Origin of the sequence: Pedobacter cryotolerans (assembly GCF_005116475.1) — a bacterium.
GTDB lineage: Bacteria > Bacteroidota > Bacteroidia > Sphingobacteriales > Sphingobacteriaceae > Pedobacter > Pedobacter cryotolerans.
This window is the reverse complement of the sequence record NZ_SWBO01000001.1, coordinates 188,172-204,683: the sequence shown is the minus strand read 5'-3', so window position 1 is coordinate 204,683 and position 16,512 is coordinate 188,172. Positions and strand designations below refer to the sequence as shown.

Here is a 16,512-nt window from a genome sequence, read left to right as displayed (position 1 = left end):
TTAATTGTATATATATTGAGTCCCCTTAGGGAGCGTTTTAAACTTAATTATTTTAACTAATTGTAAAGATACATCTAAAAACAGAATTTTCGGATTCGCATTCCTTTCAATATGATAATGCGCTTGTTCTAATTCGTTAATTAATGCTTCAACCATGGCTAAATTTAACACATGAGTGGATAATTTTTTAGCAACATCTAAGGTTTGATGTGGCAATTTTACCAAATCATCAGCTCCGCTTAACAGCAAACTGCACTCACGTAAAAAGTTGATGCCGTATTTGATAAAATTTTTCTGATTTTCTCTGCCCCATTTGGCAACATCGTCTGTAAAATCAATCATTGCAGGCACTTTATTACCGAAACCCATCCGCAGCCATTCTGCAAAATGAGCGGCATTATTGTTTGGTATATCTTGTAAAAGTGCTTTGGCTGTAATCAAATTTCCATCGGCCAAAAAGCTGTATTCTGTTGCTTGATTTTGTGATAATTGCGATTTATCAATTAAATAATTTACAATATCAGCATCAGTTAACTTTGGTATTTTAACAATTTGCGTACGCGATAAAATGGTATTTAAAATCTGTTCTTGATTTTGAGCCACTAAAATAAAAAGCGTATTTGCAGGTGGTTCTTCAATAATTTTTAGCAAAGCATTTCCTTCTTTATCTAAAAATTCTGGCAGCCACATAATCAACACCTTTGTTTCGGCTTCGAAAGCTTTATAACTTAATTTTTTAATAATGTCATGCGCTTCTGCAATTGGAATATTTGCCTGCTTATTTTCTGCACTCAATTTCGATCGCCAAATATCCAAATCAAAATAAGGATCTTCTAACAACAAACTTCGCCATTCTTCTAAAACATCAACCGCAATTTTAGCGTCTTTTGAAGCAAAAAATGGGTAAGAGAAGTGCAAATCTGGGTGAATATATCTTTCATATTTACGGCACGATGAACACTCGCCACAACTATCTATGGTGGTTTTATTTTGGCAATTGATGTATTGGGCGTAAGCAATAGCTAAAGATAAAGCACCGCTGCCTTCTGCAGATAAAAACAATTGTGCATGACTAACCCTGTTTTCTACAACGGTTTGTATCAAGTGTTTTTTTAAATTCTCCTGTCCGATAATCTCTTTAAACTGCATTGGTGCAAAATAAGAAATAGATGCGAGATGTTAGATAGGAGTTCCAATATTTATCAGCATGAGAAAATAGATCTTGTTTAAACGAAAAAGCTACACCAATTAAATAGTGTAGCTTTTTACAAATTTTATCTAAACCTAAAATCTATATCCGATACCAATATTTGCACGAATACCAGCCCAAGGACCATTAACCTTTACAGTTGCACCATTTGCTGTAACTGTTGATTCTATTTTTCCTACTGGTAAATCAATGCCTTCTAATTCGTCTCTTAAACTTTGCTGTTCATCAGCATTTAAGGTTTTTACCCCAACTAATTCTCCTGAAGAGAAGCCATACTGAGGGCCAAAAATAGACCAATCGAAGTATACCTTGTTAGCAATACGCCATTGAGCACCTAATAAAACACCACCTGTAAATGTGTTTAACTTACCATTCAAAGGAATGGTTTCTGTCATATTATTCGATTCAAATTCATAGTTGATAGATGCATTATAGTTAGCATATCTTAAAAATGGCGCTACATAAAAGCCTTTAAATACACCTTTACCCATGTAAAATCTAATTTCGGGTGTAATTGCTACGTTTCCTAATTCTAAACTTCCCAATTGCTCATCAATGCTATCAAAAGATGAACTAAAAGGCAAAGATCCTTTTGGCATTACTCTAAAACCCATACCCACACTAATTTTTTTGTGGATGGCTCTTTCATACTGAACCGAAAATGTTTTTAATGCTAGCGAAGCTAAATTTAATTTGATTAAGTTTTTACCCTCATCTGGACTTTCAGTTTTTTGGGTTTGTGAGAAAGCCTGGATTGAACAAAGTCCAATCACAATGGCTAATGTAAGCGTTTTTTTCATGATGAATTTTTATTTATTTAGTTAAAAAGTAATTCCAAATTTTATTCCAAAAACAAAAATATCCTCAATGATATAAAAACCGATTTCTTGAGCAGAAATCGAGTAATATTTTCTCGTTTTGAGGTTATTTCACCTAAACTAAATTTAAATATACATCCAATTATGCTTATTTCAAAAACCTTATATTTGACAATTATTTTTAATATGGCTCGTATCCTTGCTTTTGATTATGGCACCAAACGTATCGGCATTGCCGTAACCGATCCTTTGCAGATTATTGCAACCGGTTTAGATACTATTCACCCAAAAGATGCCTTAGACTTTTTGAAAAAATACTTGGCTGCCGAACAAGTGGAGGCCTTTGTTATAGGCGATCCAATACAAATGGATGGTACGCCATCAGAATCAAAACAACATGCGAAAGGTTTTGCTACAACTTTGAAAAAGAGTTTTCCGGGTATTCCTATTTATTGGATTGACGAAAGATACACTTCGAAACTAGCCGAAAGAACCATAATGCAAAGCGGATTAAAAAAAAGCGATAGGAGAGATAAAGAAAGAGTTGACACCATTGCAGCCACTATAATTTTGCAATATTTTATGGAACAACACCGTTTATAAGCACAATGATTAGCGAAGAATTACAAGAATTACTATTACAATACTGCGAACCAGAAGATGATTTGCTAAAACATATTGATAGAGAAACTAACCTTAAAGTATTATTGCCGCGTATGCTAAGTGGCCATTACCAAGGTAGAGTTTTAAGTATGCTTAGTAAAATGAATAATCCTAAAAGGATATTAGAAATTGGCACTTTTACAGGTTATGCAACCTTATGTTTAGCCGAAGGTTTAACGGCAGATGGCATAATTTATACTTTGGATATTAATGTAGAACTACAAGAGATGGTTCGCAGAAATTTTGCTAAATCTCAATTAAATCATAAAATACAATATCTTATCGGCGATGCTCAACAAAGTATCAGATCATTAAAAAATGAAGTTTTTGATCTGGTTTTTATTGATGCTGATAAAAAGAACAATGGCACCTATTTCGATTTAATTTTTGATCAAGTTAAACCAGGAGGAATAATTATTGTAGATAATGTATTGTGGAGTGGGAAAATTTTAAATAAAGCGCAAGACAAAGACACGAAAAACATAAGTTCTTTTAATGATCAAATTGCTGCAGATAACAGGGTTGAAAAATTGATTTTGCCTGTTAGAGATGGACTGTTTGTGATTAGGAAAAAATAACTCAGTTGGCAATTGTCGGTTGACAGTTTTATCTGGCTTATGGTTAACAATTGGACAATAAAACAATTTAACAATGAAAAAAATATTTACTTTTTGTTTATTGATATTAGCCCTCTCGAAAGTTAAAGCACAAAGTACAGCAGATTATATTGCTGAACATGCCGAACATGCTCAAAAATTAATGCGTGAACATGAGTTGCCTGCAAGCATCATTTTAGCAGTTGCCATACACGAATCTGCTGCTGGTAAAAGTAAAATTGCACAACATTTAAATAATCATTTTGGCATTAAAGGGCCAAACAGCAATACCGAAATTCGTTCTGCCTATCGGGATTACCCTGATGCAGATTCTTCTTACAATCATTTTGTTGCCTTTTTACACAGTAGAACTTATTTTGATGTTTTGTTCGATAAATTTGATCAGTACGATTATAAAAACTGGGCAAGGGGAATTCAGCGTGGTGGCTATGCCGCTAGCAGAACTTGGGCAGCACAAGTAATTGCCTTAATTAATAAGTACGAACTTTACGAATACGACGAAAGGCCTGATGATTATTTGGAAGAAGTACTTCCTGCAGTTGAGGTTGTAACTAAAAGTAGCCCATCGGTAAAGAAAAAATCATCCGCCAGTAAAAAAACTTATTTTGTAAAAAAGGGCGATAACTTAAATAGAATTGCCGAAAGAAACGGAACTACATCAGCATTGCTAATGAAAAAGAATAACTTAAAATCAGCTTTGCTACAACCCGGACAAAAATTGAACTTGTGAAATCATCAATACAATTGATAAGCAATATAATCGGATTGATAATTGAAACTATAATGAAGAAAACGATATTTATTACTGCCATAGCTTTACTTTTTTTAAACGCTTGTAAATCGAGGCAATACACTCGTAACAATAAACAAATTGAGAAAACAGCTACCAAAGAAAATCCCAATTTCAATACGTATACAACTTTAAGCTACATTGATGCTTTTAAAGCTGTTGCAATTGAAGAAATGAATAAATACGGCATCCCAGCCAGCATAACTTTAGCCCAAGGAATTTTAGAATCTGACAAGGGAAATAGTAGTTTAGCTAAATACGCCAACAATCATTTTGGTATAAAATGCACATCAGATTGGAAAGGGAAAGCTTATTATAAAGATGATGACAAGAACAATGATTGCTTTAGGGTTTACAAAGACGCTAGGGAATCATACAAAGATCATTCGGAATTTTTGAAACGTAAGCGATACAGTTTCTTATTTGAACTAGATAAAAACGATTACAAAAACTGGGCAATTGGCTTAAAAACGGCGGGTTATGCAACCAATCCAAAATATCCTGATTTACTAATTGGGATAATAGAAAGATATCAACTTAATCAGTATGATATGCCAGAATCTGAAAATGAAAAAATAGCGAGAGAAGACCGTGTTTTTACAGAAATTAATGCCAATATACCAGTAGAAAAAAAGAAGTTTACACCTGTTGCCGTTGCTCCAAAAGATCCGCCAGGAAATGTGGCTACGGCGATACCAACAGACAAATATTACACCGTTAGGCAAGGTGATACACTATTTAAAATCTCACAATTGTACAAAATTACGGTTGATGAACTGAAAGAACTCAATAAGATGACCGACAATAACATCAAAATTGGTCAAAAACTATTGGTAGTTAAATAATGTTAAGATAGCTAACGTTTAATTTCTTAAATTGTAGTTTTGCTTCTCAAATGAAATTTTTGTTGACCTTACTTTTATCCACTTGTTGTGTTGCGCCGCTTTTTGCACAAAATAAAGCCGTGCAAGGTTTTGTTATTGATAAGGATAGTAAGTTAAGGTTGGCTAAAGTTTATATCTATAACCCATCAATCGATGAAGGTTTATACAACAATACCAAAGGTGAGTTTACCACAAATGCCAAAGTTGGCGATACTTTATTTGCTGCATTAAGCGGTTACGGCATGGATACCGTGGTTTATAAAGGGCAAAGCGCTCTTATTTTTCAGTTAAAATCGATAGCAATAAAACTTAAAGAAGTTAAGATTTTTGGCAAGCAACCAACCCCAGCAGAACAATATTCACAAAAATTGCAAGAGTATAAATATGCGCTTGATAAAGGCAGTTCTAAAAACTTATTGTCTTTAGGGCCAACTGGTGCCGGCTTAGGGATTGATGCAATCTATAACTTGTTAAGTAGATCGGGCAAAAATGCTCGCCACTTACAAGCAATTTTAGAAAAAGATTACCGCGAAGATATTATTGATTTTCGGTTTAGACCAGATTATGTAAAAGGTATTATTGGCGCAGAAGAGCCAGAATTGAATGATTTTATGTTGCAATATCGTCCAACCTATCAGTTTGTTCTTACCGCTTCAGACTATGCTTTTGTACAGTTTGTAAGAAATAGTTATGCAACCTACAAAAGAAATCCATCCATGTTTAGATTGCCTAAATTACCTAAGGTTAATGTGCCTAATTTAAGCTACGAGAATTGATGCGTTTTTGGATAATCATACATCCTAAATTATCGCCTAATGCAATGGCAATTTTTCCGTTTATTTTACTGAGAAATAAAGCTCAAAAAAGAGACTTTGTGCTAATAAACCACGAAAAAATACACCTTAGGCAACAACTCGAATTGCTCCTAATTCCTTTTTATTTTTTATACGGAATTAACTATTTATTAAACCTTTTAAAATATAAAAATCATTACCAAGCCTACCTAAATATTGTGTTTGAAAAAGAGGCTTATAAATTTGAAAAAGACCCCAATTATTTATCTAAACGCAAATGGTATAATTGGATAAATTTTTATTCCGCCTAATTTTTGTTTTTATTTGTAATACAAATGAAAAACCTACTGTTCCCTTTTTTAGTGTCAATTATTTTTTCGGCAAATCTTTTTGCGCAAGAAGTTGATACCATCCCCATACCAACCAAAGATTTAGATATTAAATTAAAACGTAGCCCACTACCATCTAGAATGGGTGTTTTACAATTTAAACCTGTGCCTTTACAACCAGCTTTAGTAGATGCCAAAATTAATTATTGGAAAACAAAAACATCTGTTGGTATTAACGTAAACCAAGCTGCATTTAGTGATAATTGGAATGGTGGAGGTGTAAACTCATTAGCTATTGGAGGTTTGGTAAACTACAAAACAGAGTATAGTAAAGAGAGTTATAGCTATGCAAGTGAGGTTATTTTGCAATATGGAAAAGTTAAAAATAAAAGTCAGTTGCAAAAGAAAACTACCGACCGTATTTATTGGGATAATAAAGCAGCTATACAACTCTCAAAAAATTGGTACTTCTTTGGATCGATTAACTTTGAATCGCAATTTGACAATGGATTTTCTTACAGTAGAGATGCGCAAGGAAATGAGAAAGAAAACTTATTATCAAAATTTATGTCTCCAGGATATTTAACAGAATCATTTGGTTTTGAATATAAGCCTTCTAAATTCTTTTCTACTCGTATTGGTACGGGTACCGCTCGCCAAACATTTGTTTTAGATACCGCATTATACAGAACTAATCCGAAGAATTTTGGGGTTGAAGTTGGTAAAAAAGTTAGAAACGAGCTGGCTTTTCAGATTGTTACAAATTTTGAAAAGGAAATTTTTAAAAATGTTACTTTAAAAACCAAATACAATATGTTTATTCCTTATGATAATTTTGGGCATATTGATCATAGATTAGATGTGGGTGTGATTGCAAAAATTAACCGTTACATGAACGTTTCGGCAACTGGCGTAGGCTTATATGATAGAGATACTGATTTAAAAATACAAGGTTCGCAAACGCTGGCTTTAGGGTTGGTATTTGCATTTCCGAGGTAGTTTGGTTCATGGGTTCAATAGTTCATTAGGGTAATATTGATGAGTAGAACTTTAGGATGTTCGTTTTTGGAAATGAACTTCAGTAATTTTATGGCGGCCAGCAGTCCCGTTGTTCGCTATATCCCCGATAATTCGGGGGATGCCGCTGCCACCGGGTTTATAAACAATGTTTGGTAGTCCGATAGCAAATTGCCCCATGAGCAGTGCCTTAAATTTTAGCCCCGTATTGCAGCGTTTACCCTGCAGCAAGGAGGCACGACGAAGCGAAGCGTAATAGCGAAAAGCGGGAAGACATTTTGTTTCTTACTCTGCAAATGCGCTTCACATTTTAGCTTATCTTTTTATAAATTATTCATTTACAAAATCATTATCTGCTTTCGCTCAAATTTGATAACTTTGTAGCCTACAAAAAATTACGTAAAAAGCAGTAAAGAGATGTTTGAAAATTTACAGGATAAGCTAGACAGGGCATTTAAAGTTTTAAAAGGACAAGGAAGTATTTCTGAAATTAACGTGGCTGAGACCATGAAAGAGATTAGAAAAGCTTTGTTAGATGCCGACGTAAATTACAAAACAGCTAAAACTTTTACAGATGATGTAAAAGAAAAGGCAATTGGTTTAAATGTATTAACTGCGGTTTCGCCAGGCCAGTTATTAACCAAAGTAATGAACGATGAGCTTGCTGCTTTAATGGGCGGTGAGGTTACAGAGTTAGACTTAAAAAATAATCCGACTATTATATTAATTGCTGGTTTAAACGGAGCTGGTAAAACAACCTTTACGGGTAAACTTGCTTTGCACTTAAAAAACAAAGGCAAAAAACCAATTATGGTTGCTGGTGATGTTTATCGCCCTGCGGCTGTAGATCAGTTACAGATTTTAGGCGAGCAAATTGGCGTGCCAGTTTATGCCAATACGGTTTCTAAAGATCCGGTTGCTATTGCTTTAGAAGGTATTGCCGAAGGTAAAAAGAACAACAACAACGTAATTATTATTGATACGGCTGGTCGTTTATCTATTGATGAAAGCCTGATGAACGAGATTTCTGAAGTTAAGGCACAAACCAAGCCACACGAAATTTTATTTGTGGTTGATGCAATGACTGGTCAGGATGCGGTAAATACGGCTAAAGTTTTTAACGACCGTTTAGATTTTACTGGTGTTGTTTTAACCAAATTAGATGGTGATACACGTGGTGGAGCTGCTTTATCTATTAAATCTGTAGTTAATAAACCGATTAAATTTATTGGTACTGGCGAGAAAATGGAAGCATTAGATGTTTTCTATCCAGACCGTATGGCATCTCGTATTTTAGGGATGGGTGATGTGGTTTCGTTGGTTGAACGTGCTCAAATGCAGTTTGATGAAAAAGAAGCGGCAGAATTACAGAAGAAAATACGCAAGAATAAATTCGATTTTAACGATTTCTATAGCCAAATTCAGCAGATCAAAAAAATGGGTAACATGAAAGATTTGATGGGCATGATACCTGGTGTTGGTAAGATGATGAAAAATGTTGACATTGAGGATGATGCATTTAAAAACGTGGAAGCGATTATCCAATCGATGACTCCTTTTGAAAAAGAAAACCCAGACAGCATACAGCAAAGCCGCCGTATTAGAATTGCAAAGGGGTCTGGTAACAAGGTTGAAGAGGTTACCAAACTGATTAAACAATTTGAGGATATGCGTAAGGTGATGAAACAATTCTCAAATCCTGCGGCAGCAGCAAAAATGATGAAAAACATGCCGAAAATGCCTCAAGGTAGAATGTAACCTTTCGCTGAAAGACTAAAATTTTTGAAAGATATAAATCCCGTTGCAAAAAGCTTCGGGATTTTTTTACGCCATTTTTTAACCACCTAAGGCACCTGAGAAAACTTAAGGCATAATGCTGATTACTTTTTAAACCTAAGGTGAACTTTGGTTTCTTTGGTGGTGAATTATTTGCTTCTCTCCCCTAACACACCTGAGAAAACCTAAAATGAACTCATATCTTTAGCTAGTGATAACACAAAATATGTTTCTAAATTGGAAATAAAATTCCCTATAAATTAAAGAATTTATCTGCCAGTTTGTATTTTAAAATGGATGCTTCAAATCTATTTTGCTTTGCATACATTTAAGATTATGCTAGTAAAAACCTATGGAAGTGCCGTTTATGGTGTAGATGCTTTAACTATTACTATTGAAGTGAGTATTGTTAGCGGAACTAAATATTATGTAGTTGGCTTGCCCGACAATGCGGTTAAAGAAAGTATGTTTAGGGTAGAGAGTGCCATTACTACATCTGGTTATCGTATGCCACGACAAAGGATAGTAGTTAATCTAGCTCCTGCTGATATTAGAAAAGAAGGTTCGGCCTACGACTTGCCAATTGCCATTGGAATTTTAGCAGCATCTGGTCAAATTGAGGTTGATGAATTGGATAAATACTTTATCATGGGAGAGTTATCCATGGATGGAGGTCTACAAAGTATTAAGGGAGCATTACCTACTTCTATACAAGCAAGAAATGATCATTTTAAAGGTTTTATTTTGCCTAAAGTAAACTCTAGGGAAGCAGGAATAGTGAACAATGTTTTGGTTTATGGCATGGAAAATTTAAAAGAGGTAATCGACTTTTTTAATGGAAAAAATAAACCAGAACCTGTTATTGTTGATACACGAGCAGAATTTGCCAATCAAATTAATAATTATGAACAAGATTTTTCTGATGTAAAGGGGCAAGAAAATATAAAAAGAGCTTTAGAAATTGCCGCAGCTGGTGGGCACAATGTGATACTGATTGGTCCACCAGGAGCGGGAAAAACGATGCTAGCCAAACGTTTGCCCACAATTTTACCTCCATTAAATTTACACGAAGCCCTAGAAAGCACCAAAATATATTCTGTTGCTGGTAAGCTGCCAACTGCAAATGCATTAATGACAGAGCGTCCTTTTCGTTCGCCGCACCATACCATTTCTGATGTGGCTTTGGTGGGTGGGGGCATGAATCCGCAACCTGGAGAAATTTCTTTGGCGCATAATGGGGTTTTATTTTTGGATGAATTACCTGAATTTAAACGCACAGTTTTAGAGGTAATGAGACAACCTTTGGAAGATAGAAAAGTAAGTATTTCTAGGGCTCGGTTTTCGGTAGAATATCCAGCTAGTTTTATGCTTATTGCCTCAATGAATCCATGCCCTTGTGGGTTTTTTAATCACCCTGAAAAAGAATGTTTATGCGGCCCTGGTATTGTACAAAAGTATTTAAGTAAAATATCAGGCCCATTGTTAGATCGTATCGATTTACATGTAGAAGTTACTCCTGTAAATTTTACAGAATTGGCATCATCACGCGAAGCGGAAAAAAGCAGCTTGATTAGAGAGCGTGTAATGAAAGCTAGAGCGGTACAAGATAAACGGTTTGAAAATAATGATGTGCTGCATTTTAATGCGCAAATGAGCCCTAATATGGTTAGACAAATTTGTGTAATAGATGAAACTGGACAAAATCTAATTAAACGAGCGATGGAGAAATTAGGGCTTTCGGCTAGAGCTTATGATAGAATTTTAAAAGTTGCCAGAACCATTGCAGATTTGGCTGAAAGTGAAAATATTGAGCCAGAACATTTAGCAGAGGCTATTCATTATAGAAGTTTGGATAGAGAAAGTTGGGGAGGGTAAATGTAGTAACCGGTTTACTTTTGAGATTTTGCTGTTCGAGATGTTAAGCGCAGCGCATCTCGAACATAACGATAAATAGGGATTTGTAATCCCGCAACATAAATACAATGGGATTAACATATACTATAAAAAACCAAGAAGGACAATATTTTATTACCTGCACAGTGCATCAATGGATTGATGTTTTTACTAAAGAAGTATACAAAGAAATTTTATTGGACAGCATCAGGCATTGCCAAGAAAACAAAGGGCTTCAAGTGTATGGTTGGGTGTTAATGATTTTTGCTGTTCGAGATGTTAAGCGCAGCGCATCTCGAACATAACGATAAATGGGGATTTGTAATCCCGCAACATAAATACAATGGGATTAACATATACTATAAAAAACCAAGAAGGACAATATTTTATTACCTGCACAGTGCATCAATGGATTGATGTTTTTACTAAAGAAGTATACAAAGAAATTTTATTGGACAGCATCAGGCATTGCCAAGAAAACAAAGGGCTTCAAGTGTATGGTTGGGTGTTAATGACTAATCACATTCACATGATAATTAGCAGCAATAAGAATAAATTGACCGACATCATTAGAGATTTTAAAAAATACACGGCTACAAAAATCGTAGATGCAATAGCTAATAACGCTACCGAAAGTCGAAAAAATTGGCTTTTATGGTTATTGAAAAATGATAATGAGATTAATTTCTGGCAAGAAGGTTATCATGGAGAAGAAATATTTACTTTAGAATTTTTTGAAACAAAATTAAATTACATGCATCAAAATCCTGTTAAAGCAGGCATAGTTGAAAAAGAAGAAGAATATTTATATAGCAGTTGTGGAGATTACTATGGCATTAGAAAAGGAAAACTAGATTTGATTATAGAATACGGAATTTGATTTATTGCTTCTTTTGCGTGTGATTTGTGAAGGGAGAAATAGTAGAAAGAAGATTATTATTGGGATTGCAAATCCCTGTTATCTGTCATTCGAGATGCGCTGCGCTTAACATCTCGAATAGCACGGTAGCTACGGTTTTAATTCTATTTAAATTTTTGCTTATAATTAAGCCTATAAGCAATAGTTTATGAGACACATATCATAAAAAAACCACTCTTAGATTGGCAGAAAGTTTATCAGCGTAAATTTTCGTAACTTTAAATAAAAAATCATGGAAAAATTTTTTTCTGCTCAAGAGTTAATAAGCTTATCCGCCCAATCGATCAATGATACACACATTCCTGATCTAAAATTAGGCAGTCATTCATTTTGTTTCAAAAACAATCTTTATTATTATTGGGTTAATTCAATTGAGGGTAACAAGGTTCAAATATCAATAAAATGCAATGAAGACTCAAGGCATTCAACTATTGTTTCTCTCAACCACTTCAATTCTTTTGCATTTAAACGTGATTTAAGTGTAAATCTTTAGTTGTCTTAACTAATAGCGAGTTACGAAGATTTAATAAATAATGATTGTACGAGCTAAAAGCTTGCACTAGCGAACGGATAAGTTAAAATTTGCTGGTGCGAATTTCTAACTCTTACCAAAAACCTCTATTCCCTCCCAAAATAACGATCAATCAATCTACCCACATCTTCAACTTCCTTATTCTCCTCTAAAATTGGCTCGTCGGTTTTGTAATCTATGCGCATCCATTTTTTGTTTCGGTTGCGTAAAATCTGCATGTATTCAGCATCAAATTTAAAGATGGTAAAAGTACCCTCTTCCTCAGGTATAACTTCGTAAATAATTCCGTTTACTTTTATAAAAAATGATTCCTCCATAATTAAACTTTGTGTTGTAAGTTAGCTAAATCTGTTTCTTCTAATACTATTCTTTGCGAAGATTTATCATCGCGGTAGCCCCATTTAATTAGCCTTATTTTGCCTTCAGTAATTTCTAATCCTGTGATATCTCCATCACTAAAACAACAACACCCCGTATTAAAATAATTTGGTTTAGTTGCGGTAAAAGCTGGTATTTCGGCACCCATTATTTTTTCCTTTTTTAGCTGCGCCAATAATTTTTCTTCTTCAACAATATCATTTGCTTTTCTTGCAGCATCAAGCTTGATGTAAATCCTTTCTAAATGCGTAAAGGAATTAAAAACAGGTTGATGTGTGTGCCCTGTAATTAAAACCGATTGCTGTGCCGCCGCCCATTCGTACATCAACTGGTTGTGTACCGTTTTAAGCTGATTACTAAATGCCGGTGTATTTGGGTTGATACGCAGATAAGATTGTAAAGGAGCCCAAACTCTTGATACAAACCACTTGCTAAACCAATTCCCATCGCTGGCTACATCGCCTTGATGGCCGTGGGTTAAAAATATAGAAAGCGGCTGATCTGTAATTGTGGTTGTTAAAATTATGCCTTCAAATACTTTTAGCTTTTCTCCGTAAATTTTTTCTAATTGATAAGCTGCTAAAGGATCATTATCCCAATATAAATCATGATTGCCGAAGATTTTTACAAAGGCTTTACGCTTTAAAAATTCAGTTTCAATAGCAAAAGACGACTTATTATGCTTTTTTACGTCATCCAGAGTGTTTTCCCAAAGCTCTTCACTATCTCCTAAACTAATGAAAGTGAATTGTTGTTGGTTATAATAATTTAGCGCTGCTTGATAATTATTTGCTGCATAACCAAAATCATCGGCAAAATTTCTTGCCCCTTTGTGCTGATCAGAAAAAACAATGAAACTATCCCTTTCAGTAAAATCAAGCTTTAATCCTCGCTTGCCAGGATTGTTTTGAATTTCGTTATACAGTTTTGATAAAGCATCATGTACCCTTTTTTTTTGAGGGCGAGATGAATACTTATTAGCCATCCTAACCACAAAGCCACTTAGTAATTTCTGTAAAATTTTGCGCATTTATTCTGCTAAACTAAGTGATTGTACAAATTATTCCTCTTCTTCTTCATCCTCATCAATCGGAGGATTTTCAAGGTATTCGGTAATCAATTTTCCAATTTGGTTAATTTCCTCGTCAAAATCAAATTTAGGCAAATCTGTTACGCTATCTAGTTTTAACCATTGTTCTGCGGTATCTTTTTGTATATGAGCGTATTCGCTTCCATCCTTAAAAACCACATAAGTATCATTCCCTTCTGGAAAAATCGCGTAATTTATTGGTCCAATTTCTAAATCAAATGGTTGTTGCATAGTGTTGTTTAGTCTTTTAAATCTTTAAGTTTTTTAATAAATGTTAGAAATTCTTTACTAGCATAATTTGCTGCTCCAACACCATTCATAGCAATTCTGCCCTTTTTATCAAACACAATGGTTGTTGGTAAAGAGCCTGAAAATATGTTTTTAGGGATATTACTGGCAAAAGTATACACCTTAAATTTATAACTTTTTCTGTTCAAATAAGCCTGAGCTTTTGGAAAATCACTGTCAGCATCAATCATTAAAAAAACAACTTCTTCGTCATTTTTATACTGCTCGTAAAATTTGTTAATGGAAGGCATTTCGGCCAAACAAGGTGGACACCAGGTAGCCCAAAAATTTAGAAAGACAATTTTACCTTTTAAATCTGCAAGGCTTAAAATATTTCCTTTGGCATCTTTAAATTTAATGGCTGATAGATCTGCATTGATAACCTTTTTATCCTCCGCCAGATCTGGTTTAAACAAACCGATCTCCATTAAACCTTGTATCAGCTTTGCTTTTGCTGCCGGAACAAACAAAATAACCAATACAAACGCTACAAATATGATGGTACTGGTGTGTTTTTTCCAATCTCTTTTCATCCGATCTCTTTTTTACAAAGATAATTAATCGAACAACAGAAATTTACTTTAAAAGTCAAACTTAAGCTTTACGCCTGTACCAATTAACCTAAGGTTTTCGGTTTTTACTTCCCGCATAGGCAATTTTAAAAACGGCTCTATGGCAAATGAGTTGTTTTTAGAGATTTTCTTTTTATATCCAAAAGATAGATTATAAAAACCTAAATAAGAATAATCTTGTGTTTCAGTAACTGTTTGATTTTCTGTTACACGCTGCGTTACCAATACGCTACTAAAAGAGTTTGCGCTAGAAAGTCCGGCCGATTGCTGTACAATTCTCTCTTCTAAAAAGGTATTGTTTCTTTTTTGGTTGATAACTGCAAAGGCGGAAACACCCACATTGGCATACAAATTTTTGCTTACGTTGTATTTAATTTCCAACGGGATATCAATTCCTGTAACCCGTTCTTCAATAGATTCTAAACTTTTTGTGCTGCTACTTTTTGCAATTGCAGAAACGCTTGCCATATCTGATTGCCCATTGTTTATTACACCTTTAGCTGCTGCCATTTGGTTGTAAGCTAAGCCAGAGTTTAAGGCAAATTTATCAGATAGCTGATAATCTACACTTACACCATAACCCATATTTAATCGTTTTACATTACCAAAAGATGGCGCTACAACTAAACCAAGTGTAAAACGATTATTATTTTTATCGGTTTTTTCCTTCTCTTTTTTTGCGATATTATTTTTAGTTTCACTTTCTAAAAAATCAATAATATTTGTCTTTTGAGTTTCTACCTTAGTAACAGTTACACTTTCTTGGGTTGGATTAGAGAGTACATTTTCCACATGTTTTTCAACAGGTTTGTAGGGCTCAATAATTTCAACTTTGTTTGTGTTTACAGCTTGCTTTTGCACAGGCAAATTAGTTGCAGCAACAGTTTCTTGAGTACCTAAAACAGTTTGGTTTTGTGCAATTGTTAAAGATTGGTTTGATGATGAAATTCTTGAATTTTGATTCTTTAAAGTTTGTTCTTTAGGGTCGTCATTAGAGGTGATAGTAGATTTACTAATTATTGGCTTTTGTTCAATTTTAATCACATTTTCTAAAGGATTTTGCTCAATTTCAGTTTGCTCAGTTTTGATATTTGAAGTTACTGTATCTAATGAATTTGATTTTTTATTAACGATTAAAAATGTAATTAAGCCGATAATTAAAATTGCAGCAGCACCTTGTAAAAAAGGCACAAAAAATGGTCTGCGCTTTTTTTCTGGTGCATTAAATTTCTCCCAAGCCCCTAATTGGTATGATTCCTCATGCTCAACAAGGCTTTCTCTAATATGAGCGATGAGCTCCCTTTCGAGTGGCGTTTTATGTTCAGTTGGTTTCATAGTTACTAATTAGTGTTTTAGCATACAGTTCTCTTAATTTTTGTTTGGCTCGTACCAAATAAACTCTGCTAGAACTTTCTGGTATATTGATGAGTTTGCTAATTTCTTGATGTGAAAATCCTTCAATTTCATAGAGGTTAAATATCAGCCGATGAAGCTCGGGCAAGTCATCAAGTAATTTTAAAATGTCTTTAACATTTAAGTCGGTAATTACATTGATGTGGGTAATTGGCTGGCTGTGCTCATCTATGTCATCTATTGATAGAAAGCTGCGTCTAGATCTTAAAAAATCAATTGCTGTACGCGATGCTATTTTGGCTGTCCATGCTTTAAATGATCGCTCAATAGTAACCATTTCTTTAGGTGGCACAAATTGATGGATGGATTTAAATATCTTAATGAAAGTATCGTTTACTAGTTCTTCTGCTTCTGTTTTGTTATTAGTATAGCGCAAAATAACGGCAATAAGGTAACCATAAAATGATTTATACACCATTTCCTTACTCTTGTTGTCATTTTTAGCACACCCACTAATTACATCCTCAAACTTGAGCATTTTATTTACTACAATTAAGGACTATAAATATTTTACCATAAGCATTATTCA

At 34.3% G+C, this 16,512-nt stretch carries 19 protein-coding genes; 11 read left to right on the top strand and 8 right to left on the bottom strand.

The window, feature by feature from the left end:
- Both FA045_RS00965 and FA045_RS00960 read right to left on the bottom strand, forming a co-directional pair.
- Complete coding sequence (locus FA045_RS00965; protein WP_136873519.1) at positions 1-1,149, bottom strand: DNA polymerase III subunit; 1,149 nt, start codon at positions 1,147-1,149, stop codon at positions 1-3.
- Between the two features lie 135 nt (positions 1,150-1,284).
- Positions 1,285-2,010, bottom strand: a complete 726-nt coding sequence (locus tag FA045_RS00960) for a DUF3575 domain-containing protein (protein WP_136873517.1) — start codon at positions 2,008-2,010, stop codon at positions 1,285-1,287.
- 204 nt (positions 2,011-2,214) lie between these two features.
- On the opposite strand from FA045_RS00960, the gene ruvX reads away from it, so the two are divergent.
- The 11 genes from ruvX (at position 2,215) to FA045_RS00905 (ending at position 11,671) form a co-directional block, all read left to right on the top strand.
- The gene (ruvX, locus tag FA045_RS00955; RefSeq protein ID WP_136873515.1) at positions 2,215-2,631 is read left to right on the top strand and encodes a Holliday junction resolvase RuvX; all 417 of its coding nucleotides are present in this window, start codon (positions 2,215-2,217) and stop codon (positions 2,629-2,631) included.
- 5 nt (positions 2,632-2,636) lie between these two features.
- On the top strand, positions 2,637-3,269 hold the full coding sequence (locus FA045_RS00950; protein ID WP_136873513.1) for an O-methyltransferase: 633 nt from the start codon (positions 2,637-2,639) through the stop codon (positions 3,267-3,269).
- Between the two features lie 73 nt (positions 3,270-3,342).
- Positions 3,343-4,038, top strand: a complete 696-nt coding sequence (locus tag FA045_RS00945) for a glucosaminidase domain and LysM peptidoglycan-binding domain-containing protein (RefSeq protein ID WP_136873511.1) — start codon at positions 3,343-3,345, stop codon at positions 4,036-4,038.
- 53 nt (positions 4,039-4,091) lie between these two features.
- A complete protein-coding gene (locus FA045_RS00940; RefSeq protein WP_136873509.1) occupies positions 4,092-4,943 on the top strand; it encodes a glucosaminidase domain-containing protein in 852 nt (283 codons plus the stop codon).
- Between the two features lie 50 nt (positions 4,944-4,993).
- Complete coding sequence (locus FA045_RS00935) at positions 4,994-5,758, top strand: hypothetical protein (RefSeq protein ID WP_136873507.1); 765 nt, start codon at positions 4,994-4,996, stop codon at positions 5,756-5,758.
- The gene (locus FA045_RS00930; protein ID WP_136873505.1) at positions 5,758-6,087 is read left to right on the top strand and encodes a hypothetical protein; all 330 of its coding nucleotides are present in this window, start codon (positions 5,758-5,760) and stop codon (positions 6,085-6,087) included. Before FA045_RS00935 ends, FA045_RS00930 begins: the two co-directional genes overlap by 1 nt.
- A gap of 24 nt (positions 6,088-6,111) precedes the next feature.
- A complete protein-coding gene (locus FA045_RS00925) occupies positions 6,112-7,104 on the top strand; it encodes a DUF3078 domain-containing protein (protein ID WP_136873503.1) in 993 nt (330 codons plus the stop codon).
- 435 nt (positions 7,105-7,539) lie between these two features.
- A complete protein-coding gene (gene ffh, locus FA045_RS00920; protein WP_136873501.1) occupies positions 7,540-8,880 on the top strand; it encodes a signal recognition particle protein in 1,341 nt (446 codons plus the stop codon).
- Positions 8,881-9,234: 354 nt separating this feature from the next.
- On the top strand, positions 9,235-10,773 hold the full coding sequence (locus tag FA045_RS00915; protein WP_136873498.1) for a YifB family Mg chelatase-like AAA ATPase: 1,539 nt from the start codon (positions 9,235-9,237) through the stop codon (positions 10,771-10,773).
- A 107-nt stretch (positions 10,774-10,880) separates the two neighbouring features.
- Positions 10,881-11,096 (top strand): hypothetical protein, encoded by a 216-nt coding sequence (locus FA045_RS00910; protein WP_136873495.1) that lies wholly within the window; start codon positions 10,881-10,883, stop codon positions 11,094-11,096.
- A 38-nt stretch (positions 11,097-11,134) separates the two neighbouring features.
- Positions 11,135-11,671: an REP-associated tyrosine transposase gene (locus FA045_RS00905; RefSeq protein ID WP_136873494.1), complete on the top strand. Its 537-nt coding sequence runs from the start codon at positions 11,135-11,137 to the stop codon at positions 11,669-11,671.
- 657 nt (positions 11,672-12,328) lie between these two features.
- On the opposite strand, the gene FA045_RS00900 is transcribed toward FA045_RS00905, so the two are convergent.
- From FA045_RS00900 to FA045_RS00875, 6 genes are read right to left on the bottom strand one after another with little or no spacing between them, the layout of a single operon-like run.
- On the bottom strand, positions 12,329-12,559 hold the full coding sequence (locus FA045_RS00900) for a hypothetical protein (protein ID WP_136873492.1): 231 nt from the start codon (positions 12,557-12,559) through the stop codon (positions 12,329-12,331).
- 2 nt (positions 12,560-12,561) lie between these two features.
- Positions 12,562-13,650, bottom strand: a complete 1,089-nt coding sequence (locus tag FA045_RS00895; RefSeq protein ID WP_136873490.1) for a metallophosphoesterase — start codon at positions 13,648-13,650, stop codon at positions 12,562-12,564.
- Positions 13,651-13,680: 30 nt separating this feature from the next.
- A complete protein-coding gene (locus tag FA045_RS00890; RefSeq protein WP_136873488.1) occupies positions 13,681-13,941 on the bottom strand; it encodes a hypothetical protein in 261 nt (86 codons plus the stop codon).
- An 8-nt stretch (positions 13,942-13,949) separates the two neighbouring features.
- Entirely contained in the window at positions 13,950-14,531 is a 582-nt protein-coding gene (locus tag FA045_RS00885) for a TlpA family protein disulfide reductase (RefSeq protein ID WP_136873486.1), read from the bottom strand.
- Between the two features lie 48 nt (positions 14,532-14,579).
- Positions 14,580-15,905, bottom strand: coding sequence for a porin family protein (locus tag FA045_RS00880; protein WP_136873484.1), 1,326 nt, complete (start codon positions 15,903-15,905; stop codon positions 14,580-14,582).
- On the bottom strand, positions 15,892-16,461 hold the full coding sequence (locus tag FA045_RS00875) for an RNA polymerase sigma factor (protein ID WP_136873482.1): 570 nt from the start codon (positions 16,459-16,461) through the stop codon (positions 15,892-15,894). The genes FA045_RS00880 and FA045_RS00875 overlap by 14 nt, the downstream gene beginning before the upstream one ends.
- Positions 16,462-16,512: the final 51 nt, after the last annotated feature.